The sequence below is a fragment of the Paraburkholderia sp. SIMBA_030 genome (genome assembly GCF_046535245.1).
In the GTDB taxonomy this organism is placed as follows: domain Bacteria; phylum Pseudomonadota; class Gammaproteobacteria; order Burkholderiales; family Burkholderiaceae; genus Paraburkholderia.
The window spans coordinates 1-271 of the sequence record NZ_JAWRXB010000554.1 but is presented as its reverse complement, the minus strand read 5'-3'; the positions used below and the strand labels follow the sequence as shown (position 1 = coordinate 271).

At 61.6% G+C, this 271-nt stretch carries 1 protein-coding gene; it reads left to right on the top strand.

Annotated elements, in window-relative coordinates; all coding sequences use genetic code 11:
• Nucleotides 1-10 precede the first annotated feature (10 nt).
• Nucleotides 11-271, top strand: a 261-nt coding sequence (locus SB772_RS41170; protein WP_410838670.1) for a tRNA dimethylallyltransferase, incomplete at its 3' end; no start/stop codon positions are given.

Sequence of the window (271 nt, the reverse complement as noted above, 5' to 3'; positions counted from 1 at the left end):
CTACCGCGGCATGGACATCGGTACCGCAAAGATCAGTGTTGAAGAGCGGCAAGGCATCCCGCATCACCTCTTGGACATCATGGATGTTACTGAGGAAGCCAGCGTGGCCGATTTCCAGGAACAATGCCGGGCCGCCATCGCCGAGATTCATTCGCGGGGCAAGCGGGCCATCCTGGTGGGTGGGTCCGGATTGTACATACGCGCCGGCCTGGACGTCCTTGAGTTCCCCGGCACGGACCCCTCGGTACGGAAGCAGCTGGAAGAGGAGTGC